Consider the following 22,636-nt stretch of genomic DNA (forward strand, 5'->3'; position numbering starts at 1 on the left):
CGGGAAAACCGGGGGCGTCTCGCCAAGCGAGCTTGCAGGGGACCCGGCCTGTTTTCCGTGAATGCTCCTAGGTGCGCAGCCCGTTGAGCAGCAGGTCGGTAGCGATGTTCTCCAGGCCCAGGGACGCAACGCGTCCTGCCAGAGCCGATTCGGCCAGGCCGGCCACGGCGTAGCTGAACAGGTCGCTCAGGCCGATTGCGGTCAGGCCGATCTTGAACAATCCCTCCTTTTGCCCGCGGATGAAGAAGGCTTCCATGAGCTGTTCGTAAGCCTGCAGTTTCTGGTCGACTTCCCGGGCACGCGGGGTGTGGGGGGAGCGCCCGTAGCTCAGCAGGAAGGCACAGGCCTCCTTGTGCGCCAGGTGATTGTGCACCAGCCCGGAGAATGCCTGCGCTGCTGGCAGGTTGTCCTGCAGGGCCGAACGCGCGGCCTCCAGCATGGCGCTGATGCAGCGGTCGCGCAGGGTGTCGATCAGCTCCTCGCGAGTCTTGGCGTAGCGGTACAGCGTGGTCTTGCCGATGCGCACGGTGCTGGCCAGCTCTTGCAGGGAGGCGCGTGGATTACGAGCCAACGCAATGACGAGTTCATTGATGATGTGCTCGTCAATGACGGCTGTTCGCATGTCAATTCCTTACTTCGCGGATGCAGGCGTGAAAGTCTACAGGGCCTGCCGATGCTTGAGGAAAATTGCCGAGTGCCGCGCTGGCCATCCCGGCGCGGCTGGTCGGGTTCAGTACCAGGCACCTCCCAGCGCCCGATAGAGCGAGACCAGGGCCAGTTGCCGGTCGGTGCTGACCCGGATCAGGTCGATCTGGTCGTTGAAGTGGCTGCGTTGTGCCTCGAGGTAGCGCAGGTGATTGTCCACGCCACGCTCGTAGCGCGCCCTGGCCAGCACCAGCGCTTCGCCGCTGGCGCCGGCCAGCTCATGCCTTGCCCGGACCTCCCGGCGCAAGGTGTCGGTAGCATCCAGCGCGTCGGCCACTTCACGGAAGGCGGCCTGTACCGTCTGTTCGTAGCTGGCCACGGCCGAGTCCTTGCGCACCTTCGCCAGGCTCAGGTTGGCGCGGTTGCGCCCGCCCTGGAACAGCGGCAGCTCGAGGTTCGGAACGAAGCTCCAGGAGCGTGAGCCGCCTTCGAACAGGTGGGACATCTGGGTACTGGAGCTGCCGAAGGAACCGCTCAGGGTGATGCGCGGGAAAAACGCGGCCCTGGCTGCTCCAATGTCGGCATTCCTGGCCCTGAGCACATGCTCGCTGGCGAGGATGTCGGGGCGCTGCCCCAGCAGCTCCGAGGGTGCCCCGGGCGCGAGTTCCTGGACGATGCGTTGTTGCTCGCCTGGCGGGCCGGGCAACAGGCTGGCGGCATCCGGCGTACCCACCAGCAGCACCAGGGCATTGCGCGTCTGGCGCAACAGGCGTTCGCTGCCTTCCAGGTCGGCCCGGGCCTGTTCCACCAGGCCACGGGCTTCCTGGAAGTCCAGGGCAGTGGCGGTGCCGTTGGCCAGTTGCTGGCGGATCAGCTTCAGCGATGCCCGTCGAGCCTCCAGGGTCTGCTGGGTCAGCAGGCGCTGGCGCTGGGCCCCTTCCAGGTTGAGATAACCCTGGATCGTCTCGGCAATCAGGGCAATGCGCGCGCTCTCTGCCGCTTCCCGGGTCGCCAGGAAACGCTCCAGGGCCGAGTCGCTCAGGCTGTTGAGCCGGCCAAACAGGTCCAGTTCGTACTCGGGAAGACTCAGGCCGACCCGGTAGCTGGACGAGATTCCTTCCTTGCCCGAGCTGGATAGATCGGCCGGCACATGGGCGCGATTGGCGCCGGCCCCAGCGTTCAGCGACGGCAAGCGCTCACTGCGCTGGATACGGTATTGCGCCCTGGCGGCCTCGATGTCCAGGAGGGCCTGGCGCAGCGAGCGGTTGTTGCCCAGCGCCATCTCCACCACCTTGAGCAGGTGCGCGTCGGTGATGAAGGCGCGGTAGCCCTGGAGCCGGGCGTCGCCCGGGATAGCGTGCCCGGGAGACTGCGGCCAGTGCTGGGCCACCGGCATGGCGGGGCGCTGGTGCTCGGGTGCCAGCGAGCAGCCGGCGAGCACCAGGAACAGGGCCAGCAGGGCAGGGTGCTTGGGATCGATACGGGCCACTGGCATTACTCCTTCACCGGTTCCGAGGTCGTGTCATGGGGTTGTGGGGTGGGCTGTTTCCTGGACCGCAGGCCCAGGACCGAGACAAAGAAGATCGGCACCAGCACCACCCCCAGGAAGGTGGCCGAGATCATCCCGCCGATGACTCCGGTGCCGATGGCTTTCTGGCTGGCGGCGCCGGCGCCGACCGCCAGGGTCAGGGGCACGACCCCGAGAATGAACGCCACGGAGGTCATGATGATCGGGCGAAAGCGCAGTCGCGCCGCCTCCACGGCCGCCTCTTTCAGCGAGCGGCCTTGTTCGAGCAGGTCCTTGGCGAACTCGACGATCAGGATCGCGTTCTTCGCGGCCAGCCCGATGATGGTAATCAGCCCCACCTTGAAGTAGACGTCGTTGGGCATGCCCGCGACGGTTACCGCGGCTACCGCGCCCAATGCGCCAATCGGCACGATGAGCATGACGCTCATGGGGATGGCCCAGCTCTCGTAGAGCGCCACCAGCAACAGGAACACCACGACCACCGCCAGTATCAGCAGCTGGCTGGCCTGCCCGCTGGCGAGCTTTTCCTGGTACGACAGGCCGGTCCACTCGTAGCCGATGCCGGCGGGCAACTGGCTGGCCAGTTTCTCCATCTCGGCCATGGCTTCGCCGGTGCTGGTACCGGGCGCCGCGTCACCGGCGATCTTGATACTGGGATAGGCGTTGTACCTGACGATCTGGACCGGGCCTTCTTCCCATTTCAACGTCACGAAAGCGCTTAGTGGCACGAGGTTGCCGCTGCTGTTGCTGACGTGCAGATTAAGGATGGTCTCTGGGCGGACCCGATCCTCGGCGCGAGCCTGGACCACGACCCGCTGCTGGCGACCGGCATTGGAAAAATCGTTGATCACCGCGGAGCCGAATGCATTGGCCAGCGCATTGCTGATGACGTCGAAGCCCACTCCCATGGCCTGGGCTTTTTCCCGGTCGATGGCAACACGCAGCTGCGGTGCTTCGTTCAGCCCCTCCATCATGGCGTAGAGGATCTTGGGGTTGGCGCTGGCTTTTTCCAGCAACTGGTCCCGGGCCGCGAGCAGCGCCTGGCGTCCGACATTGGCGCGGTCCTGCAAGCGCAGGGCAAAACCGCCGGAGTTGCCCAGGCCCTCGATGGGCGGTGGACTGATCGCCAGGATGGCGCCGTCCGATGCCTGGGCAAAACGTTCGTTGAGTTTCTGCGTTTCGGCGGCTGCGGACTGCTCGGCGTCGCGTTCCGACCAGTCGGTGAGCGAAGGGAAGATCAGTGCGGCGTTTTCCCCCATGCCCGAGAAGCTGTAGCCCATCAGCAGGAATGTGGACGCCGTGGCTGGGCGAGCCAGCAGATACTCCTCCAGTTCGTCGCTGACCGCCGATGTGCGTTCGCGGGTGGCGCCGGGTGGCAACTGGATGTCGACGATGGTGTAGCCCTGGTCCTCGCTGGGCACGAACGACTCGGGCAGGCGCAGGTAGGCCAGGCCCAGCGCGCCCAGGAGGGCGGTGTAGATCAGCATGTAGCGTCCCGTCTGTTGCACCAGGCGGGTGCTGAGCAGGCTGTAGCGTTCGGTCAGCGCATTGAAGTGCCGGTTGAACGCGCCGAAGAACCCGCGTTTTGGCTCATGGCCGTGGGCTACCGGCTTGAGCAGGGTGGCACAAAGGGCAGGGGTGAAGGTCAGGGCCAGGAAGCCCGAGAACAGGATGGAGATGGCCAGCGAGATGGAGAACTGCCGGTAGATCACGCCTACCGATCCGCCCATCAGGGCCAGCGGCAGGAACACCGCCGCCAGTACCAGGGTGATGCCGATGATGGCGCCCGATACCTGCTCCATCGCCTTGGCGGTGGCCTGGACCGGAGACAGGCCTTCCTCGGCCATGATCCGCTCGACGTTCTCGACCACGACGATGGCGTCGTCCACCAGGATACCGATGGCCAGCACCATGCCGAACATGGTCATCATGTTCACCGAGAAGCCCAGCAGGCACATCACGCCCAGGGTGCCCAGCAGGCAGACCGGGACCACGATGGCCGGGATCAGGGTGTAGCGCAGGTTCTGCAGGAACAGGAACATCACCAGGAACACCAGCACCATCGCTTCGAGCAACGTGTAGATGACCTTCTCGATCGCCACCTTGACGAACCTGGAGGTGTCGTAGGGCACCACGAACTCGACGTTGTCCGGAAAGTACGGCGACAGTTCGGCCAGGCGCGCCTTGACCGCCTCTGCGGTCGCCAGGGCATTGGCCCCCGGCGACAGTTGCACGGCGCTGCCCACGGCGGGTTGCCCATCGAGGCGGGTGGCGAAGCTGTAGTCCTGGCTACCGACCTCCACGCGTGCCACGTCACGGAGCTTGACCCGAGTGCCATCGATATTGGCACGCAGGAGGATTTCCCCGAATTCGTCGGGTGTGCTCAGGGTGCCCTTGACCGCCAGGGTTGCGGTGACCTGCTGTTTGCCCGGGGTTGGCGCGGCACCGAAACTGCCGGCGGGCACTTCGACGTTCTGGGCCTTTATCGCCTCGCTCACGTCGTCGATGGACAGCCCGAAGCCGATCAGCTTCTGGGTGTCGACCCACACCCGCATGGCGCCTTCGGCCGCGAAGACCTGCAGCTTGCCGACCCCTGGCAGGCGGCGGATCTCCGGGTTGATGGTGCGTGCCATGTAGTCCGCCAGGGCGCTGGTGTCTTCACCGACCTGGCCGTCCTTGTACTTGAGGGCATAGATCATCAGGAAGCCGGACGTGGTCTGCTCGACCTCCAGCCCCTGGGTCAGCACCTGCTGTGGCAGCCGGGCCTCGGCCTGCTTGAGGCGGTTCTGCACGTCCACCTGGGCCAGGTCCGGATCGGTGCCCGGACTGAAGGTCACGATGATTTCGGCCACGCCGTTGGAGTTGCTGGCGGACTCGAAATAGAGCAGGCCCTTGGCGCCACTGAGCTCCTCCTCGATGACACTGGTCACCGAGTGGGTCAGGGTCGTTGCCGAGGCGCCGGGGTAGGTCGCATAGATGTTGATCTGTGGCGGCGCGACATCGGGGTATTGCGCCACCGGCAGGGACGGTATCAAGAGCAGCCCGAACATCGAGATGAACAGGGCCACGACCCACGCGAAGTTGGGTCGCTGGATAAAAAACGCAGGCATGCTGGGTTCCTCTGCTTCGAGTCGCTTCAGTCGCTCGAGGTCTGTTGCCGGAGATGGGACACGGGTGTGAAGTTGACCTTGTCACCTGCGCTCAAGCCTTCCAGATTGCTCACCACCACCAGTTCGCCGGTTTTCAGGCCATCGACGATGTGCCAGCGCGAGGTGTGCATGTCACCGGTCTGCACGGGGCGCAGTTCGAGCTGGTTTTGGCTGTTCACCACCCAGACCTGCGCCTGGCCCTGGCGATCTCGCTGGATGGCCCGTTGCGGCAGCAGCACTGCCTGGTGGTCCGTACCCTGGGGCGCACTGACCCGGACATACATGCCGGGCAGCAGCAGGCGGTCTTCATTGGCGAAGCGACCGCGCATGGTCACCTGGCCGGTGCCGGGATCGACCGCCACGTCGGCGAACAGCAGCGCGCCTTCGCGGTTGTAGCGGGTGTCCTCGATCTGTACGCGCAGGTGCTGGTCCGAATCGGCCGAAAGCGTGCCGTCATCCAGGGCGGCCTTGAGCCTGATGGCTTGGGAGGCCGACTGACTGAAGTCGACGTAGATCGGGTCCAGTTGCTTGATCTCGGCCATCAGCGAGGCTTCTCCCTGGCCCACCAGGGCACCTTCGGTGACCATGGCCTTGCCGATCTTGCCGGAGATCGGCGCCCGGACGTGGGCGTAGCCCAAGTTCAGGCGAGCTGTCTCGACATCCGCCTGGGCGCTCTGCTGGGCGGCCTGGGCGCGCTTGAGGGTGGCGACGGCGGTATCGAAATCCTCTGAGCTGATGGCATTGATCGCCACCAGGGGTTCGTAGCGCTTGATCTTCGACTGGGCGTCCATGGCATCGGCGCCAGCCTTGGCCAACTCGCCCTGGGCCCGAGCAAGGGCGGCCTTCATCGGCGCCGGATCGATTTCGAACAACAGGTCCCCGACCTTGACCTCGGCTCCTTCCTCGAAGTGGCGCCGGGTGACGATGCCGGGCACGCGTGCGCGGATTTGCGCGATGCGTATCGGTTCGACCCGCCCGGGCAGTTGCGCGGTCAGTTGCAGTCGAGTGGGGGCGATCTTCTCGACGCTGACCAACTTGATGACAGGCTCCTGCACGGGCTGTTCCGACTGGTGGCATCCGGCAAGGCTGGCCGGTGCCAGGAAGGCAGCCAGGGCCAGGGCTCGGCAGCGCTCTTTGCTATCCATTTTTCCCTCTCAAGGGTTTGGCGTTATGAAGGGCGCGAATGATGTCATTTAGGTTTTTTTGGAGCAATAATGCTCCACTATGAATTTAATGGTTTCATTTGGTGCAAGATATTTCAGGGTTGTATTCGCTGGCGACCAGATAGCTTTCACAGGCAAGGAGCAGGAAATGACAAAGAACACTCCGGACGAACGCGTGTTGAGGATATTGGCGCAGGCTATCGCGACCCGCCCCCACAGCACGTTGAAGGACCTGGCGCCGCAGGCCGGCATGAGCAAGGCGACCCTTCACCGGTTCTGCGGTACCCGGGAAAACCTGGTGCAGATGCTGCTCGACCATGCAGCGCAGGTCCTCAACACCTTGGTGGAGGCCTGCGAGCTTGACGTTTACAGCTCGAGCAGTGGCTTGCGCCGTTTGATTTCCATGCACCTGGAGCAGCGCGAGTTCATTCACTTCCTGATGTTCCAGGCACCGCCAGGTACCTTGAACGAAGCCGGTGATGGCGAGCGTTGGCACGGCTACATCGATGCGCTGGATGCGTTCTTTCTGCGCGGGCAGCGTGCCGGGGCCTTTCGTATCGATTTGCCTGCGGTGGCCATGTCCGAGTTGTTCATGGCGACGGTATGGGCGGTCATCGATGCCGAGCGCAGGGGACGCATCGCCCGTGCAGGCCGCAGTCAGATGATCGAGGAGTTTTTCCTGTCGGGAACCGCCCACCGGCTCTGTTGAGAGGCGTGCCCGTCCCTCGGGAGAGGGGCGGGCAAGTCACAAGATCCTGGGTCGCCGGTGGCGGTTTTTGCAGGTTTCTGGTCTATAGCCGAGAGTGCACGGCCGGGTATCGCTCACAAGCCTTGCACGATAGGACGACGGGCCGCGCGCAGCGCCGGCAGCAGTCCGCCGAGCAGGCCGACCGCACAGGCCAGTGCAATACCCTGGATAAACACCTGCGCGGTCAGCTCCAGTCGAAAGCCGATCTGCACCACGCCGCTGCCCAGAGTCGAGGTCGTCATGTCATTGAAGAGCAGCCAGGCCATCGCAGCACCGACGGTGCCGCCCAAGAGCGAGAGGCAGAGCGCTTGCGCCATGGCACCGAGAAAGGTCGCGCCGGGGGTGAAGCCGATGGCGCGCAAGGTTGCGATTTCCCTGCTTCGTTGTGCCACGGCGGTGTACATCGCGTTCATCGCCGCCACCAGGGCGCCCACGGCCAGGATCAGGGCCAGCGGCCAGCCGAGTTTCTGGATCAGGTCGAAGGTCCGCGCTGCTTGCACGGCGAAGTAGGCACGCTCCGACTGGATCGACAATGGCAGGCGCGGGTCGGCGTCGATATAGCGTTCCAGCTCGCCAAGGGCCTGCGCCGAGGCGAGGCGTACCCGTAGCGACTGGAAGCCCGATTGCCGGTCGAACAGATTCTGGACCGCGTTCAGGTCGCCCCAGATTTCCGATTCGGCTGCCGATCCACGGGTATCGAAGATGCCCACCACCGTCCACCGCGTGGTGCCGAGGCTGATTTGTGAACCGACGTCGAAGCCGCGATACAACTGTGAGCTGATGTGGCCGACCACCAGCTCGCTGGCTCCGGGTTGGAACAGCCTGCCACGGATGATCCGCAAGTCTTCGCGCAAGGTGGCGCCCGAGCTGTGCAAGCCACGCAGGGACAGGTTCATCCGCTGTCCATCCGAGCGGCGATAAGCGTCCACCAGCAGGTTGACTTCCGCAGACAGCAGCTCGATCCCGGGGCCACCCTGCACGATCTCGAACTGTTCGCGGCTGATGGAACTGTTGATTTCGGCCTGGGCGCCGCCACGCAGGATCACGGCCACGGTTGTGCTACCCGATTGCATCAGGGTTCGCTCGAAGCTTTTGGTCAGTGCCAGGAAGGCCTGGAGCACGACCACCATCAGGGCGATGGCCAGGATTGTGGAGATTGCGCCGAGAGGGCGCCGGTCGAGGCTGCGCAGGTTGATTGCCGCGACCAGCGCCGCTTCGCGCAAGAGTCTGGACATCTCAGTGCCTCCCCAGGGCGTCGACGATACGCACGCGCATCGCGCGGGCTGCCGGAATCAGGCCGGCCAGCAGTGCCAGTGCCAGGATAATGCCGAGGCCGGCGCCCCAGATCTGCCAGCCCAGGGTCATCCCTGGCGCAATCTGCACCAGGCTGCCGGCGACGATGCGTACGGCGAAGGCGGCCGCGGCCAGGCCTGCCAGGCCGCCGATCAGGGCGAGCACCAGCACTTCGACGAGCACCAGCCAGAGGATTTCCAGGCGACCGAAACCAAGGGCCTTGAGCACGCCGACCTCTCGGGTTCGCTCATGTATCGCCATCATCATGGTGCTGCCCAGGATCAGCAGCAGGCTGACCATGGAGGCCGCGACGACCAGTTTGGCCACCAGGGCCATGTCGCCGAACTGCCTGACGAAGGCCCGGTTGAAACTCATCTCGGTATCGGTGGTGGTTCGCACGGCCGCGGTGTCGAACAACCGATCGACTCGCTGGCCGAGTTCATCGCCGGCGACCCCCGCCTGGGGTTCGAGAATGATGAAACCGATGGTGCCGGTGCCTGTGGAACGGGCTTCGTCGAGGTAGTCGTGGTGCAGGTAGAGGAAGTTGGCATCGACCTGGGCATTGGCGCCATGGAAGATGCCGGCCACCAGCAGCTCCCAGGTACGGCTGCCGTCGTGCTTGACGATCCGATTGCTGAAGACCGGGATGCGATCACCGACGCGCCAGCCCCAGCGCTCGGCCATGCTGCTACCGATGATCACCGACCCTCGTTGTGCAAGAAAAGCCAGGCGCTGGTCTTCGGCAAGCTGGATGTCGTCGCGATAGACCTGCAGGAACGACTGCGGTTCGACCGCCATCGCGTGCAGGGTATTGCGCGGTTCGCGGTAGTAACCGCCGAACCAGGTCGCGTGGGTTGCAGCGGCTACGCCAGGCAGCGCGCGTACTCGTTCGAAATGGGCCTGCGGCAGCGGTTGGGTGAAGCTGATCTTGTTGACCACCACCATGCGCCCCAGGTCGCTGGCTTCGCTGCTGGTGGAGAACGCCCGCTCGAAGGAGGCGAGCAACCCGAACAGCAGCAGGGCGATACCGATGGACAGTATCAACAGCGCGGTGCGCATCCTGCAGCGGCGCAGGTTGCCGAACACCAGGGCCAGGCGGGTCATAGGGACTCCTCGGCGATGAAGCGACCCTTGTCCAGGTACAGCATGCGGTTGGCGTAGACACTGGCTGCCACATCGTGGGTCACCATGAGGATGGTCTTGCCCAGTTCGCGGTTGAGGTCGCGCAGGATGTCGAGGATTTCGTTGGCGGTGCTGCGGTCCACGTCCCCGGTCGGCTCGTCGCAGAGGATGATCTGCGGATCGCAGACAATCGCCCGGGCAATCGCGACGCGTTGCTGTTCGCCTCCAGACATCTCGTGGGGGTAGTGGTCGCGGCGGCCGGCCAGATGGACGAGGCCCAGTGCATCCTCGACCCGGCGCCAGCGCTCCGTGACCGTCAGCGAGGTCAGTAGCAGCGGCAGCTCGATGTTGCGCTTGGCCGTCAGCACCGGCAGGAGGTTGTAGAACTGGAAGATGAAGCTGATGTTGGCCGCCCGCCAGCTGGACAGTTCGCGCTCGCTGGCTTGCTCCAGGCGCTGCGAGCCAACCCGTATCGAGCCGCAGTCAGCCTGGTCGAGGCCGCCGATCAGGTTGAGCAGGGTGGACTTGCCGGAACCGGAGGGGCCCATGATCGCGACGAATTCGCCTTGGGCGAAGCTCAGGTCCAGGTCGCGGAAAACCTCGACGATCTCTTTTCCTCGCTTGAATGTCTTGGTAACGCCTTCCAGCTCAATCAAGGGTGCAATGCTCATGCGTAGGGTCACTCCGGGTCGATGGTCGAGCTGTGCGAGGGCGTATCGGGCATGGTGAAGGTGACCTTCACCGCCATTTCCGGGCGCAGGTGCCTGGAGGGCGGAGCAAGGGTGAGTCGGACCCGGATCGTGGAGCGCTCGCGGTTGGCCGAGGGCAGGATCGCGCTGACACGGGCGCTGAAGAACCGGTCCGGCAAGGCATCGACGACGGCCTTGGCTGGCATGCCGGGTGCCAGCCGGCTGATGTAGGACTCGGCGACGTCGATTTCTATCTCCAGGCTATCGAGGTCGACGAGGGTGCAAATGCCGATCCGGCTGGGCGCGCCGAGGGTCGAGATGGGCGAGATCATCTCCCCGGGTTGTGCCATGCAACTGGCCACCACTCCGGAAAAGGGGGCCTTGACGACGTGCTGCTCGAGAATCAGTTCGGCACGTTCCGTGCCCAGCCTGGCGGTCGTCTCGAGTGCGCGGGCCTCGGCCATTTGCGCAGCCAGTTGCTGATAGCGGGCTTCGGCGTTCTCCAGCGCGGTCAAGCTGATGGCCTGCACCGGGGCCAGTTGCCGCGCTCGCTCCCGGTTGCGCCGGGCTTCGCCCAGCTGTGCGGCAATCACCTGCACGTTGGCGGTCGCTGCCTCTGCGCGGGAGCGGGCGATTGTCAGGTCCTGGCGAGCCGTGGCATTGATGAGCCGGGCCATGACCTGGCCACGGGCCACGTGCTCGCCCTCGCCCACCAGCACTTGGGCGACCTTGGCCGTTACCTCGGAGCCTACGATGGCCTGGCGGCGTGCTACCAGATACCCCGCGACCTGCCAGCCAGTTGCAGGCGGTGGTCCCATGGCGGCTGGTGCTTGCTCCCCGGGATTGCTGGTTTTCAGTTCCGCCAGTTGCGCAGTGCCCGGCAGGCGCCAGCGTTCGATGCCCATGCCAACCCAGACCCCAACCGAGAGGATCAAGGTTCCGCACAGCAGGGGGCGTACCCTGGATGCCTCGCCGCAGCGGCCGGTGGGGCCTGGTGTTCCGGGCGAGGACCGGGGGATGCCCAGGCTGCGCAGCGTACTCAGGCGATCGTCGGTGCTTGGCTGCACAAGAACTCCAAAGGTGGATGGTCGTGTTTCCAGGCTAAGAGCGGTGTGGGGAGGCGGCAAACGCCGATGCACGGACGTATCGCTGTTGCGGGCGTTACTTCTTGAATGACATGTTCCTGCAGGCGTGATGGACAGGTGCGAGTGGTTCATGCACGAATGGAACATCGCGTGGCGGCTGGAAACGTCAGTGCGGGAAGTGTTATTTTTTTGATAAAGAGAATCATTCAAGATCAAGGAAGGCTGATGTGAACACTGCCCGCATTGATGTTTCCTGCCTCGCGAAATGGATGCCGCCGGCCTACGCCCGCAGCTTCGCTTTTTATGTCCTGGTGCCGCTCTTGCTGGCGCTGTTCACGGCGACGGACACCGGGTTCAACCGTCACTTCGGTTATGTCGGGGCCATGGTGTACGTCAGCCTGTTCGCCCTTGCCAACTGGTGGACGGCCGACCTGGCCACCCGTGTCGTCAAGGCTTGCCTGGCTCACTGGAAACCACGCCTGTGGGTATTGACGCTGACCGGGGCGTTGCTCGCCTGCGTGGCGGTGGCGGCCTATGCGCAGTTGCTCAGCGACGGGTTTCACGCGCTGGGTTTTCCTGCAACGCAGGCGAGCGAGGACCGTGAGCCGCAGTGGAGCGAAACCCTGATGCAGAGTGCTCGCGCGGTGGTTTTCTGGATGACCGCCAACCATGTGTTCCATCACTACCTGGGGCTGCCGCGTTTCACTTATGTTGCCGCTGCCGACGCGCCGGTCACCGACGAACCTGTGGTCGACACCGGTATTGTCGGGCCGGATTGCACACACAAGTTGCTGCGCAGTCTCAAGGCCTGCTCGTCGCTGGAAGACATCCTCGCCATCAAGGCCGAGGAGCACTATGTCCGCGTCATCAGCAGGGAGGGCGCGGAGTTGGTGCTCTATCGGTTCAGCCAGGTCCTGGTGGACCTGGCGGCAGAGGACGGGTTTCGTGTGCACCGCTCTTACTGGGTGCGCAAGGGCGCCATTGTTTCCAGGCGAATCAATGGCAAGGGGATGGACTTGTTGTTGAGCAATGGTGCGGTGATTCCCGTGAGCCGTCGATACCACGAGTTGCTCAATCAAGTGATCAAGGTCGAGGGTGAGCCCTCGCTGCGCTCCTAGGTTATTTCTGGCGTTGGGTGGCTGGGTGATTGGTCGTCGCTGTTCACCATGCGCCTGCCGCCTCGATAGGCACCAGGTGGCAGCCCGGTCCATTGCTTGAAGGCGCGCTGGAAAGCGCTGGGCTCCGAGTAGCCGAGCAGGTGCGCCAGGTCCGCGACGCTGGTAGCGCCCCGCGCCAGCAGGCTGCAGGCCAGGTCGCGCCGCAGGTCGTCGCGAATGCCGAGAAAGGTGGTGCCCAGTTCTGCAAGCTTGCGGGCCAGGGTTTGCCGCGACATGCCCAGGGCCTGGGCCGCCTCGATTTCAGATAACCCGGCAAAGGGCCTGGCCGCACCGAGCAGTCCGCGCAGATGCGCTTCGAAACTCGCTGCCGGGCCTGGGGCGATCAACGTCGGCAGCAACTGGCGGACAAACCGTGGAACCTCTTGTGGCCGGCGCATGATCGGCGCCCGCAGGTTCACTGCCGGCAGCTCCAGCAGGGCAACCGTGCCGCACCGGGGCTGGCGCCCGAACAGGAAACGGGTCTGGGGAGCGAAGCTGGCGAGGCCCTCCGGCAGGACCACCTGGCGCAGGGGCAGGGTCTGGCCCGCAAGCCAGCTGCCGGTGTGCCAGAGGGTGAGCAGCAACATGTGGGACCACAGCGTCGAGTCGGCCTGGACTGCGGTCCGGGGCATCAGGACCAGGCGGGCGATGTTGCCGTCCTGCTCCAGGCGCCAGGGCCGTGAGCCGTCGAACAGTCGGTAGAAGCGCGCAGCTTCTTCGAACGCATCGGCCAGGCTTGGCAGGTGTACCAGCAGTCGCAGCAACTGCGCGAAGCTGCCAAGGGGCACTGGACGGGCGAAGAAGCCAAAAGCCTCGTCATGCCCGCTGCCCACCGCCAGGCGGCTCAAGGCCCGGTAATGCAGTGGGGCGATGCGCTGGCCGTCGCGCAGCACCTGGGGAGACAGGCCGCTGCGTTGCAGCAGGGCGGCCTGCGCCCCTGGATCGAGACGCAGCTGGGCCAGCAGCTCGCGGGCGAAGCGTGCGGGAATGGTCGGGGCAACGATCCAGTGGGTCATGTCAGTTGAGGCAAAGCGTCATTGGCGGTGACTCCGCAGTTCTGCACAGTGCTACGACCTATTACCTGGGAGCGAAGCGATGACTGACAAGACCTTGCCCGAGCAGCGGGACTACATGAACAGCGGTTATGCCAGGACCTACCCCTCGACCGCCGGCACCCAGGAGGCCGTGCCGACATCGCGCATCGATTCACTCATGGACGATCTGCAGCGCGATGGTTTCGTGGTGCTCGAGCGATTGTTCGATGAGCAGCAGGTTAGCCGGATACGCGAGGAACTGCTCGCACAGTTATCGCCCCATACCGGCCGCAATGCCTTCGAAGGCGTGCGGACCCAGCGCCTGTATGCGGTGATCGCCAAGACCCTGGCCTGCAATCCGCTGGTGGAGCACCCCATGGTGCTTGGCCTGCTGGACCGGGTCCTGGCACCCAACTACCTGCTCTCCCAACTGCAGGCCATCAATATCCTGCCGGGGGAAGCGGCGCAGAGCCTGCACTACGACGATGCCTTCTATCCCATGGCCCGCCCGCGTCCGCCCTATGGCGCGGCGACAGTAATGGCCATCGACGACTTCACCGGGCATAACGGTGCCACCCTGGTGATCCCCGGCAGCCATTTGTGGGACGGACGCCTGCCCACCGACGCCGAACGTGCGGCGGCGCGGCCGGTGGTGATGCCCCGGGGATCGGTGGTGCTGTTTCTCGGCACCCTGTGGCATGGCGGTGGCGCCAACCGCAGCGAGGCCCCACGCCTGGCCCTGACGGCACAGTACTGCGAGCCCTGGGCACGCCAGCAGGAGAATTTCAGCCTGTCCATTCCTCGCGCCACCGTGCGCCAGTGCAGCGAGCATATCCAGCGCTTGCTGGGCTATTCGATCCATGCGCCGTTCATGGGCATGGTCAACGGCATGCACCCCAAGCGCGTCCTCCAGGAGCCGTCCGGCCAGGAGAGGCTTTGAGGCGAGATTGACGTCTGTCAGTCGTGGTCCGGCGGGGTGAGTGCGCCGGGCCGACCGGGGGTTCTGGCCGTCAGTCGGCTGGAGTGGCGAAGAGCAGGCACCGGACAGAATAAGCTTTTGAATACCGGGGATATTCTGTAGCCTTGCGGCGGTTTCAACGTTGTCCGTGCCTGATGCATCCACTCTCCCGGCGGGGCCCCGAGCGGTCCGGAGCCGGTGGTATACTCGACTTTCGCGCCCAAGCGCCTGCAGGTCTTGCGAACATGACGCAAATTTCCGAACGCCTTCTGGTTCAAGCCCATCTCGATGCCAAGCAACCTGTGCCATTGAGTGCCGAGCAAGAAGCTCATTTCCGTACCGCCATCGCGGCTGAGCTCAAGGCCCAGGATGCGGTGCTGGTTGCCCATTTCTATTGCGATCCGGTGATCCAGGCCCTGGCCGAAGAGACCGGTGGCTGTGTTTCCGACTCCCTGGAAATGGCCCGCTTCGGCAATGCCCATCCGGCCAAGACCGTGGTGGTGGCCGGCGTGCGTTTCATGGGGGAGACGGCGAAGATTCTCAACCCTGAAAAACGCGTGCTGATGCCGACCCTGGAAGCCACCTGCTCGCTGGACCTGGGATGTCCGGTAGATGAGTTCTCGGCATTCTGCGACCAGCATCCCGAGCGTACCGTGGTGGTGTATGCCAACACTTCCGCTGCGGTGAAGGCCCGGGCCGACTGGGTCGTGACGTCCAGCTGCGCCCTGGAGATCGTCGAGAGCCTGATGGACAACGGCGAGAAGATCATCTGGGGGCCCGACAAGCACCTGGGCACCTATATCCAGCGCCAGACGGGTGCCGACATGCTGTTGTGGGACGGCGCCTGCATCGTGCACGAGGAGTTCAAGTCCAAGCAGTTGGAAGACATGCGCGCGCTGTATCCGGATGCTGCCATCCTGGTGCATCCGGAGTCGCCGAGCGCGGTGATCGAACTGGCCGATGCGGTGGGTTCCACCAGCCAGTTGATTGCCGCCGCGCAACGCCTGCCGAACAAGACTTTCATCGTCGCCACCGACCGCGGCATCTTCTACAAGATGCAGCAGCTGTGCCCGGACAAGGTGTTCATCGAAGCGCCTACCGCCGGTAACGGCGCGGCATGTCGCAGTTGCGCCCATTGCCCGTGGATGGCCATGAACACCCTGGAACGCACCCTGCATTGCTTACAGCAGGGCAGCAACGAGATCCATGTGGATCCGGCGCTGATTCCCAATGCCATCCGCCCGCTCAAGCGCATGCTGGACTTCACCCAGGCTGCCCGGATGAAGCTGGCTGGCAACGCCTGAAGGCGGTTGTCACGGACAAAAAAACGCCCCGACCTGTCGGGGCGTTTTCATGTGTGGCAGATCATTTTTTCCGCTTGGGGATTCGCACCAGCTGGGTATTGGAATAGATGTCGTGCCAGCTGCGTTTCTGCTTGTCCACCAGCACCCAGAAAAAGCCCAGGCCGGCACACAGCCACGAGGCGATGGACACCATGAAGCGCAGCAGGGCCTGCCACAGGCTGATGCGGCTGCCATCGGCGTTCTGCACCCGGATGCCCCATACCTGCATGCCCAGGGTCTGGCCGGTGTGGGTCCAGAATTTGGCGAAGAAACCGAACAGCACGAACAGCAGGATCGTGGAATACAGCGGATCGCCGTCCAGGGCGCCGGACTCGGTCAGGGTCCGCATCCGGGTTTCACCGATGATCTGCATCTGGATCAGTTTGTAGAGGCCGCCGGTGACGATCAGCAAGGCGACGCACAACAGGAAATCATAGAACATCGCTGCCAGGCGACGACCCAGGCCGGCGGCGGGGAATTCGCCTTGGGGGCTTAGCAGATGTTTCGACATGACAGGCTCTCATCTGGAAAAAGAAGCCATTTTACGGAATTGCGCGCACAAAAAAGCCCCTGATGTCAGCATCAGGGGCTTTTTCGTTGCAGAAGATTAACCTTCTGCTTGTACTTCGTCAGCCTGCATGCCTTTCTGGCCTTGCACAGCGATGAAGGTCACTTTTTGGCCTTCTTTCAGGCTTTTGAAGCCGTTGCCCTGAATGGCGCGGAAGTGTACGAACAGATCCGGACCGCTCTCTGGAGTGATAAAACCAAAACCTTTCTCGTCGTTAAACCACTTGACGGTACCGCTCTGACGTTGGGACATTTCTTATTTCCTTTGACGCTAAAAAATTAATGACAGTCTCTTCCTGAGGAAGAGTACTGGGCTGGGTTGCAGGAAAGTAAGAGGCGTCGAACGGGTGTAGCAAACTTGTTGGCTACTGCCCAGGTCACGATTCCAAGCGACCCATGCAAACACAGTGGGGAAACTCTACGCCAATTACGGGAGAAAAAACAAGCCCCGCGAAGCCCCGGATTTACGCAGCTTGCCGAGGTTTGGCGGAACTAGCGTGCGGGGCTTATTCGATAGAGTTGTTCAATTGTTTTCGAGCGTTATAAGTGACTTTCAGTATCGAAAAAGATGCACTGTTTTATGGCGGTTGCGTTACAGATTAGTGCACTTCTAACGCAACCGCGTTACTTATAGAAACAGTCCTTTAGCCACGATAGTAGCGTTGGGGTACGAATGGCATTTTGCTTACAAGCATTGGCACCTTTTTCCCACGAACTACTGCGGCAACTGGTGTGTCGAGCGCCGTGTACTGGATATCCAGGTAACCCATGGCGAGCGGGCCACCCAGGGTCGGGCCGAAGCCGCCACTGCACACGCTGCCGATGATGTTGCCATCGGCATCGACGATGTCCACTCCCTCGCGTACCGGTGTGCGTTCCTGGGGCAGCAGGCCGACGCGCTTGCGGCTGACGCCGCCCTGTTGTTGGGCAAAGATCACCTCGGCCCCGGGGAACCCTCCGGCCCGTGCGCCATCGGCACGGCGAACCTTGGAGATCGCCCACAACAGGCTGGCCTGGATCGGGGTGGTCTGTTCGTTCATGTCATGGCCATAGAGGCACAGGCCGGCTTCCAGGCGCAGCGAGTCGCGGGCGCCGAGGCCAATGGGGGCCACTTCCGGTTCGGCCAGCAGGGCACGGGCGATCTTCTCGGCCTGGGCCGTCGGGATCGAAATCTCGAAGCCATCTTCGCCGGTATAACCCGAGCGGCTGACGAAACAGTCCACGCCCAGCAGCGCCACCGGCTTGAACTGCATGAAGGTCATCTGCGCCACTTGCGGCGCCAGGCGTGCCAGCACGGTGACCGCCGCCGGGCCTTGCAGGGCCAGCAGGGCGCGTTCCTCGAACAGCGGCTGGATATCGCATTGCTCGCCGATGTGTCGACGCAGATGGGCCAGGTCCTGGTCCTTGCAGGCGGCGTTGACCACCAGGAACAGTTGCTCGTCACCCAGGTTGGCCACCATCAGGTCGTCGAGGATGCCGCCTTGTTCATTGGTGAACATGGCGTAGCGCTGCATGCCCACCGGCAGGTCGATGATGTCCACCGGCACCAGGGTTTCCAGGGCCTTGGCGGCGTTGCTGCCACGCAGCAGGATCTGCCCCATGTGGGACACATCGAACAGGCCAGCCTGCTCGCGGCTGTGCTGGTGTTCCTTCATCACGCCCAGCGGGTACTGCACGGGCATGTCGTAGCCGGCGAACGGCACCATGCGCGCGCCGAGTTCCAGGTGCAGGCTGTGCAACGGGGTTTTCAACAGTGTTTCGGTGGACATGGGGCAACTCCTGAAATTGGACCGATACCAGGCTTGGGTATCAGCATTCGATAATGTTCACGGCCAAACCGCCACGGGCGGTTTCCTTGTATGTGCTTTTCATGTCGGCACCGGTCTGGCGCATGGTGCGGATGACCTTGTCCAGGGACACGAAGTGCTGCCCGTCTCCCCGCAGGGCCATGCGCACGGCATTGATGGCTTTCACCGAACCCATGGCGTTGCGTTCGATGCAGGGCACCTGCACCAATCCGCCGATGGGGTCGCAGGTCAGCCCGAGGTTGTGTTCCATGCCGATTTCCGCGGCGTTCTCCACTTGCTGCACGCTGCCGCCTAGCACCTCGCACAGGGCCCCGGCCGCCATCGAGCAGGCCACTCCTACCTCGCCCTGACAGCCGACTTCGGCACCGGAGATCGAGGCGTTTTCCTTGTACAGGATGCCGATGGCGGCTGCGGTCAGTAGAAAACGCACCACCCCATCCTCGTTGGCCCCGGGAATGAAACGCATGTAGTAGTGCAGGACCGCCGGGATGATGCCGGCCGCGCCGTTGGTGGGCGCGGTGACCACCCGGCCGCCATTGGCATTCTCTTCGTTGACCGCCAGGGCATAGAGGTTGACCCAGTCGAGCACTGACAGTGCATCGCGCAGGGCAGCCTCCGGATGCTTGCACAACTGGCGGTGCAGGGCCGGCGCCCGGCGCTTGACCTTGAGCCCGCCAGGCAGCACACCTTCATGCCGACAGCCGGCATCCACGCAGTCCTGCATCACCTGCCAGATCTTCAGCAGGCCCTCGCGGGTCTGGGCTTCCGGACGCCAGGCACTTTCGTTGCCCAGCATCACCTGGCTGATGGACAGGCCATAGGTGCTGCAATGCAGCAGCAGTTCCTTGGCGGTCTTGAAGGGGAAGGTCAGGGGCGTGGTGTCCTCGACGATGCGGTCGGCGCCGGCGGCGTCTTCATCGACGACGAAACCACCGCCCACGGAGTAGTACTCGCGGCTGCGCACCTGCAGGCCGGCGCTATCGAAGGCACGGAAGATCATGCCGTTGGGGTGATAGGGCAGGGGCTTGCGGATCATCGCCAGGTGTTCTTTCTCGTTGAACGCGATGCTGCGTTCGCCGAGCAGGTTGATGCGCCCATCACTGCGAATGGCCTGCAGGCGTGCAGCGATGGTCTCGGTGTCCACGGTGTCCGGATGTTCGCCCTCCAGGCCCAGCAGCACGGCCTTGTCGCTGCCGTGGCCTTTGCCCGTGGCACCCAGTGAGCCGTACAGCTCGACCTTGACGCAGGCGGTCGCCGTCAGCAGGTCATCGCGCCGCAGGCCTTCGACAAAGCGTGCGGCCGCGCGCATCGGGCCAACGGTGTGGGAGCTGGAGGGGCCGATGCCAATCTTGAACAGGTCGAACACGCTCAGGGACATGTTGGTTCTCCGGTTTCTTATTATTGAGAGTAGCGGCAAGCCACAAGCCACAAGCTGCAAGAAAGAGCCGATCGGCTTTTAACTTGCCGCTTGCCGCTTGAAACTCACCACTGCTTCTCAGGCGTAGTTTTCAATCGACGGACAAGCGCATACCAGGTTGCGGTCGCCGAACACGTTGTCGACCCGGCCCACAGGTGGCCAGTACTTGCCTTCGATCAGCGACGCCACCGGATACACCGCTTGCTCGCGGCTGTACGGATGGGTCCATTCGCCCACCAGTTCCGCTGCGGTATGCGGAGCGTTCTTCAGGGGGTTGTCGTCCTTGTCCAGGGTGCCGTTCTCCACCGCGCGGATTTCCTCGCGGATGCGGATCATGGCGTCGCAGAAACGGTCCAGTTCTTCCTTGGACTCACTTTCGGTCGGCTCGATCATCAGCGTGCCGGCCACCGGGAACGACATGGTCGGAGCGTGGAAGCCGAAGTCGATCAGGCGCTTGGCCACGTCGTCGACACTGATGCCGCTGCTGTCCTTGAGCGGGCGCAGGTCGAGGATGCACTCGTGGGCCACCAGGCCGTTGCTACCGGTGTAGAGCACGGGGTAGTGCTCTTCCAGGCGCCGGGCGATGTAGTTGGCATTGAGGATCGCCAGTTGCGAGGCACGCTTGAGGCCGGCGCCACCCATCATGCGGATGTACATCCAGGTGATCGGCAGGATGCTGGCGCTGCCGAACGGTGCGGCACATACCGCGCCTTGCTTGTTGTCCAGCACGGCGTGGCCGGGCAGGAAAGGCGCCAGGTGCGACTTGACGCCGATCGGGCCGACACCCGGGCCGCCACCGCCGTGGGGAATGCAGAAGGTCTTGTGCAGGTTCAGGTGGGACACGTCGCCGCCGAACTTGCCCGGGGCGCAGAGGCCGACCATGGCGTTCATGTTGGCGCCGTCGATGTACACCTGGCCGCCGTTGTCATGAATGATGGCGCAGATCTCGCGGATGCCTTCCTCGAACACGCCATGGGTCGATGGGTAGGTGATCATCAGCGCGGCCAGGTGCTCGCGGTGCTCGATGGCCTTGGCTCGCAGGTCCTCGATATCCACGTTGCCACGGGCGTCGCAGGCGGTGACTACCACGCGCATGCCGGCCATGTTGGCGGTGGCCGGGTTGGTGCCGTGGGCCGAGGAAGGAATCAGGCAGATGTCGCGACGTTCGTCGCCACGGCTCTGGTGATAGGCGCGGATCGCCAGCAGGCCGGCGTACTCGCCCTGGGAACCGGCGTTGGGTTGCAGGGATACGGCATCGTAGCCGGTAGCGGCGCAGAGCATCGCTTCCAGTTCGTCGGTCAGTTGCTGGTAGCCAGCGCTTTGCTCGGTCGGGGCGAAGGGATGCAGGGCGCCGAATTCGGCCCAGGTGACCGGGATCATCTCGCTGGCGGCGTTGAGCTTCATGGTGCACGAACCCAGCGGGATCATGGTGCGGTCCAGGGCCAGGTCCTTGTCGGCCAGCTTGCGCAGATAGCGCATCAGCTCGGTTTCCGAGTGATAGCGATTGAACGCCGGATGGCTGAGGATCGCCGACTGCCGCACCAGCTCCGCCGGGATGCGGCTGGAGACGGCCTGGGCCAGGGTGGCGAAATCCGGCACCGGCTTGCCGTCGGCCAGCAGCGTCCACAGGGCTTCGACATCGGCCTGGGAACAGGTTTCGTCCAGGGACAGGCCCAGGCGCTGGGCGTCGATCACCCGCAGGTTGATGCGCTGTGCCCGCGCCTGTTCATGCAGCGCGGCGGTGCGGGCGCCGGTGTGCAAGCTCAGGGTATCGAAGAAGTGTTGCTGCTCTGGAGCCAGGCCGAGCTGGCCCAGGCCCTGGGCCAGGATCGCGGTCAACTGGTGGATGCGCTGGGCGATCTGCACCAGGCCCTTGGGGCCGTGGTACACGGCATACATGCTGGCGATGTTGGCCAGCAGCACCTGGGCGGTGCAGATGTTGCTGGTGGCCTTCTCGCGACGGATGTGCTGCTCGCGGGTCTGCATGGCCAGGCGCAGGGCCGGCTTGCCGAAACGGTCCACCGAAACACCGACCAGGCGGCCGGGCATGTCGCGCTTGAAGGCATCGCGAGTGGAGAAATAGGCCGCATGCGGGCCACCGAAACCCAGTGGCACACCGAAGCGCTGCGCGCTGCCGATGGCCACGTCGGCGCCGAATTCGCCCGGTGGGGCCAGCAGGGTCAGGGCCAGCAGGTCGGCCGCCACGGCTACCAGGGCATTGGCCGCGTGGAAACGCTCGGCCAGCTCACGGTAGTCGAACAGGTCGCCATTGCTGGCCGGGTATTGCAGCAGGGCGCCGAAGAAGCCGCTGACGTCGGTCAGCTGGTGCTCATCGCCCACCACCACTTCGATGCCCAGGGGTTCGGCGCGGGTGCGCAGGACATCGAGGGTCTGCGGATGGCAATGCACGGATGCGAAAAAGGCGTGGCTGCTCTTGTTCTTGCTCAGGCGCTTGCAGAAGGTCATGGCCTCGGCTGCAGCGGTGCCCTCGTCGAGCAAGGATGCGTTGGCGATCGGCAGGCCGGTCAGGTCGCTGATCAGGGTCTGGAAGTTCAGCAGGGCTTCGAGACGACCTTGGGAAATTTCCGGCTGATAGGGGGTGTAGGCGGTGTACCAGGCCGGGTTTTCCAGCAGGTTGCGCAGGATTGGCGAAGGCGTGTGGCAGCTGTAGTAGCCCTGGCCGATGTAGGTCTTGAACAGCTGGTTGCCAGCGGCAATGGCCTTGATCGACGCCAGCGCGTCGGCTTCGCTCTGGCCGGCGCCGAGGTCCAGCACGCTGGTGCCCTTGATGCTGTCGGGGATCACGCTGGCGCCCAGGGCTTCCAGGGAGTCGAAGCCCAGGCGGTTGAGCATGGCCTGCTCATCGTCCTGGCGCGGGCCGATGTGGCGGCCGATGAATTCGTTGGCTGTGGTCAGGTTGACGGTCATCA

Annotated in this window: 18 protein-coding genes; 4 read left to right on the top strand and 14 right to left on the bottom strand. The window is 64.0% G+C overall.

The annotated features are described in order from the left end of the window. Nucleotides 1-67 precede the first annotated feature (67 nt). From LGQ10_RS26560 to LGQ10_RS26575, 4 genes are all read right to left on the bottom strand, one after another. Complete coding sequence (locus LGQ10_RS26560) at nucleotides 68-622, bottom strand: TetR/AcrR family transcriptional regulator (protein WP_226523684.1); 555 nt, start codon at nucleotides 620-622, stop codon at nucleotides 68-70. A 108-nt stretch (nucleotides 623-730) separates the two neighbouring features. Continuing rightward, complete coding sequence (locus LGQ10_RS26565; protein WP_413247571.1) at nucleotides 731-2,134, bottom strand: efflux transporter outer membrane subunit; 1,404 nt, start codon at nucleotides 2,132-2,134, stop codon at nucleotides 731-733. Nucleotides 2,135-2,139: 5 nt separating this feature from the next. Continuing rightward, on the bottom strand, nucleotides 2,140-5,283 hold the full coding sequence (locus tag LGQ10_RS26570; protein ID WP_226523685.1) for an efflux RND transporter permease subunit: 3,144 nt from the start codon (nucleotides 5,281-5,283) through the stop codon (nucleotides 2,140-2,142). A 26-nt stretch (nucleotides 5,284-5,309) separates the two neighbouring features. Beyond that, nucleotides 5,310-6,467 (bottom strand): efflux RND transporter periplasmic adaptor subunit, encoded by a 1,158-nt coding sequence (locus tag LGQ10_RS26575; protein WP_058435521.1) that lies wholly within the window; start codon nucleotides 6,465-6,467, stop codon nucleotides 5,310-5,312. 166 nt (nucleotides 6,468-6,633) lie between these two features. Here LGQ10_RS26575 and LGQ10_RS26580 point away from each other — a divergent pair, with 166 nt between their 5' ends. After that, entirely contained in the window at nucleotides 6,634-7,194 is a 561-nt protein-coding gene (locus tag LGQ10_RS26580) for a TetR/AcrR family transcriptional regulator (protein ID WP_058435520.1), read from the top strand. A 113-nt stretch (nucleotides 7,195-7,307) separates the two neighbouring features. Here LGQ10_RS26580 and LGQ10_RS26585 read toward each other — a convergent pair whose 3' ends face one another. From LGQ10_RS26585 to LGQ10_RS26600, 4 genes are read right to left on the bottom strand one after another with little or no spacing between them, the layout of a single operon-like run. Continuing rightward, nucleotides 7,308-8,468: an ABC transporter permease gene (locus LGQ10_RS26585; RefSeq protein WP_058435519.1), complete on the bottom strand. Its 1,161-nt coding sequence runs from the start codon at nucleotides 8,466-8,468 to the stop codon at nucleotides 7,308-7,310. Between the two features lies 1 nt (nucleotide 8,469). Beyond that, complete coding sequence (locus LGQ10_RS26590; protein ID WP_226523686.1) at nucleotides 8,470-9,630, bottom strand: ABC transporter permease; 1,161 nt, start codon at nucleotides 9,628-9,630, stop codon at nucleotides 8,470-8,472. Continuing rightward, nucleotides 9,627-10,319 (bottom strand): ABC transporter ATP-binding protein, encoded by a 693-nt coding sequence (locus tag LGQ10_RS26595; protein WP_226523687.1) that lies wholly within the window; start codon nucleotides 10,317-10,319, stop codon nucleotides 9,627-9,629. The genes LGQ10_RS26590 and LGQ10_RS26595 overlap by 4 nt, the downstream gene beginning before the upstream one ends. Before the next feature lie 8 nt (nucleotides 10,320-10,327). Then, nucleotides 10,328-11,404, bottom strand: a complete 1,077-nt coding sequence (locus tag LGQ10_RS26600) for an efflux RND transporter periplasmic adaptor subunit (RefSeq protein ID WP_226523688.1) — start codon at nucleotides 11,402-11,404, stop codon at nucleotides 10,328-10,330. 245 nt (nucleotides 11,405-11,649) lie between these two features. Between LGQ10_RS26600 and LGQ10_RS26605 the strand changes: the two genes are divergently transcribed. Beyond that, nucleotides 11,650-12,540, top strand: a complete 891-nt coding sequence (locus tag LGQ10_RS26605; RefSeq protein WP_226523689.1) for a LytTR family DNA-binding domain-containing protein — start codon at nucleotides 11,650-11,652, stop codon at nucleotides 12,538-12,540. On the opposite strand, the gene LGQ10_RS26610 is transcribed toward LGQ10_RS26605, so the two are convergent. After that, nucleotides 12,537-13,595 (bottom strand): helix-turn-helix transcriptional regulator, encoded by a 1,059-nt coding sequence (locus LGQ10_RS26610; RefSeq protein ID WP_058436738.1) that lies wholly within the window; start codon nucleotides 13,593-13,595, stop codon nucleotides 12,537-12,539. The two genes, LGQ10_RS26605 and LGQ10_RS26610, sit on opposite strands and share 4 nt — an antisense overlap. Nucleotides 13,596-13,674: 79 nt before the next feature. Here LGQ10_RS26610 and LGQ10_RS26615 point away from each other — a divergent pair, with 79 nt between their 5' ends. Both LGQ10_RS26615 and nadA read left to right on the top strand, forming a co-directional pair. Beyond that, complete coding sequence (locus LGQ10_RS26615; RefSeq protein WP_226523690.1) at nucleotides 13,675-14,553, top strand: phytanoyl-CoA dioxygenase family protein; 879 nt, start codon at nucleotides 13,675-13,677, stop codon at nucleotides 14,551-14,553. Nucleotides 14,554-14,816: 263 nt separating this feature from the next. After that, nucleotides 14,817-15,875, top strand: coding sequence for a quinolinate synthase NadA (gene nadA, locus LGQ10_RS26620; protein WP_226523691.1), 1,059 nt, complete (start codon nucleotides 14,817-14,819; stop codon nucleotides 15,873-15,875). A 61-nt stretch (nucleotides 15,876-15,936) separates the two neighbouring features. Here the strand turns inward: nadA and LGQ10_RS26625 are convergent, their stop codons facing one another. The 5 genes from LGQ10_RS26625 to gcvP form a co-directional block, all read right to left on the bottom strand. Further along, on the bottom strand, nucleotides 15,937-16,425 hold the full coding sequence (locus tag LGQ10_RS26625; RefSeq protein ID WP_226523692.1) for an RDD family protein: 489 nt from the start codon (nucleotides 16,423-16,425) through the stop codon (nucleotides 15,937-15,939). A gap of 96 nt (nucleotides 16,426-16,521) precedes the next feature. Further along, nucleotides 16,522-16,734 (bottom strand): cold-shock protein, encoded by a 213-nt coding sequence (locus tag LGQ10_RS26630; RefSeq protein ID WP_007931076.1) that lies wholly within the window; start codon nucleotides 16,732-16,734, stop codon nucleotides 16,522-16,524. 391 nt (nucleotides 16,735-17,125) lie between these two features. Next, the gene (gcvT, locus tag LGQ10_RS26635; protein WP_226523693.1) at nucleotides 17,126-18,250 is read right to left on the bottom strand and encodes a glycine cleavage system aminomethyltransferase GcvT; all 1,125 of its coding nucleotides are present in this window, start codon (nucleotides 18,248-18,250) and stop codon (nucleotides 17,126-17,128) included. A 40-nt stretch (nucleotides 18,251-18,290) separates the two neighbouring features. Then, nucleotides 18,291-19,667: an L-serine ammonia-lyase gene (locus LGQ10_RS26640; protein ID WP_226523694.1), complete on the bottom strand. Its 1,377-nt coding sequence runs from the start codon at nucleotides 19,665-19,667 to the stop codon at nucleotides 18,291-18,293. A gap of 117 nt (nucleotides 19,668-19,784) precedes the next feature. Continuing rightward, entirely contained in the window at nucleotides 19,785-22,634 is a 2,850-nt protein-coding gene (gene gcvP / locus LGQ10_RS26645; RefSeq protein ID WP_226523695.1) for an aminomethyl-transferring glycine dehydrogenase, read from the bottom strand. Nucleotides 22,635-22,636 lie beyond the last annotated feature (2 nt).

It is taken from the genome of Pseudomonas sp. L5B5, assembly GCF_020520285.1.
Taxonomy (GTDB): Bacteria; Pseudomonadota; Gammaproteobacteria; order Pseudomonadales; family Pseudomonadaceae; genus Aquipseudomonas.